Below are 1,942 nucleotides of genomic sequence, written 5' to 3'. Positions count from 1 at the left end.
ATCGAGGCAAGCCGCTTCCGCAGTCAGGATCGCAATCGCGACGATGCACGCGAGCGCCTGAAGGAACTGATCATCGAAGCAGCAGCGCCGCCACCGCCGCCGCGCCGGAAGACCAAGCCGACAAAGGGGTCCGTCGAGCGCCGTCTGAAGGAGAAATCCGGGCGCTCCGAGGTCAAGAAGATGCGCGGCAAGGTCGGTGGCGATTAGATTTGGTTTCTGGGCTGCGGTTTGGATTTGGTTGGGTCAAAGTGGCTTGTCGGGTGAGTTCAGTGTTGTGGACGCTATCTGCCCGGCTCCTCATCCTAGCCTTCTCCGCGCATGCGGGGAGAGGGGACGACACAGGGAAACAGCAAGACTCTCAGTTGCGGCGGCTGGCTTGAGGCAGGATTAAACCCCCTCGCCCCGCTTGCGGGGAGAGGGTGGGGGTGAGGGGCCGGGCACCAAAGCGCAAGAACGACACGCTCACCCGACCGGCATCATCGTAGGAAACCAGAATGCTGCTCCCCAACGGAATTCGCCATCTCCCCGGATATCTCGACCGCCCTGCCCAAGAAGGGCTGGTCGAGACGATTCGCGCCGTCGTGGCCGAAGCGCCGCTCTACACACCGGTCATGCCTGGCACCGGCAAGGAGATGACGGTGCGGATGACCAATTGCGGTTCGCTTGGCTGGGTGACGGACAAGCAGCGTGGTTATCGCTATCAGCCAACGCACCCGGTTACCGGTCGCCCTTGGCCGGCCATGCCGCCGCAATTGCTCGATCTCTGGAATGACATAGCAGGCTATGAAAAGCCGCCCGAGGCCTGCCTCGTCAATTTCTACAGCGACGACGCACGCATGGGACTGCATCAGGATCGCGACGAACAGGACCTCAACGCGCCCGTGCTGTCGATCTCGCTCGGCAACACCTGCCTCTTTCGCGTCGGCGGCCTCAGCCGCAATGATCGCACGCTATCTTTCAAGCTTGCGAGCGGCGATATCGTCGTTCTCGGCGACGAGGGCAGGCTATGCTTCCATGGCGTCGATCGAATCTATCCGGCAACGTCGACACTGCTGAGGAACGGCGGGCGGATAAACCTGACTTTAAGGCGAGTGAATTAACATTTCGACCAATGCTTCACGGAGATGCGGATGGTCATTGCGCGCCATAGAACTGAGATTCGCTTTGCCATTGTTATAGCATTCGGGGGCATACTGACCGGCCTCCTATATCTGATTGAATTGTGGGCCCTGGACGAGCGCGGCTTTTCACTGCTGTCCCAACGGTTGCCATATTGGGATTTTACCAACCTCTGGGCGGGAGCCACGATGGCGCTGCATGGCCATGTCGATGATTTATTCGACATGGAAAAGTACCGAGCAGCCTTGCGGCACATGTTCGGACAATCGCTACCCGATCAGGAGTGGAGCTACCCCCCGTCTATTCTTCTCATTGGTGCGCCCTTGGCTCAACTGTCAATAGGTTGGGCCTATCTCGTCTGGACGTTGTGTACTTTGCTGCTGCTCTATGGTGCGCTGAAGCCATTCGGCTTGCCGCCAATGGCGAGATTGCTCGTCACTTTCAGCCCGGCCACAGTCATGAGCCTGGTTTTTGGGCAAAATGGCGTATTGACGGCGGCGCTTTTGGTGAGCGGATTGGCGTTGGCACCCAAGCGTCCTTGGTTCGCAGGTCTTCTTTTCGGTTTGCTGACCATCAAGCCGCATTTGGGCATATTGGTGCCAGTTTGCTTGCTTGCTGCCCGAAATTATCGAGCGTTTTTTTCAGCTATGCTGACGACCTTGCTATTGGTCGGTTTGACAGCCCTGTGTTTCGGCCATGAAAGCTGGAACCTTTTCCTGACGGAAACGGCTCCCCTCATGAGGGCAATCATGGAGGCTGCGTATCCTCAACCTTATCATAAAAATGCGATGACGGTGTTTATTCTCGTGCGTTGGGCAGGATT

Annotated in this window: 2 protein-coding genes and 1 pseudogene; all 3 read left to right on the top strand. The window is 57.9% G+C overall.

Annotation, left to right across the window (positions count from 1 at the left end):
- Positions 1–207, top strand: a pseudogene (locus Q4Q11_RS31675) (alternative ribosome rescue aminoacyl-tRNA hydrolase ArfB); the annotation flags it as partial.
- A gap of 287 nt (positions 208–494) precedes the next feature.
- On the top strand, positions 495–1,100 hold the full coding sequence (locus Q4Q11_RS31670; RefSeq protein ID WP_498571963.1) for an alpha-ketoglutarate-dependent dioxygenase AlkB family protein: 606 nt from the start codon (positions 495–497) through the stop codon (positions 1,098–1,100).
- A 30-nt stretch (positions 1,101–1,130) separates the two neighbouring features.
- Positions 1,131–1,942: glycosyltransferase family 87 protein (locus Q4Q11_RS31665; protein ID WP_498571962.1), on the top strand; the 812-nt coding region annotated here is incomplete at its 3' end.

Source organism: Rhizobium sp. UFLA01-1127, assembly GCF_059803845.1.
Note: the sequence above shows the minus strand (reverse complement) of the source record. Positions and strands in the feature narration are given on the sequence as shown.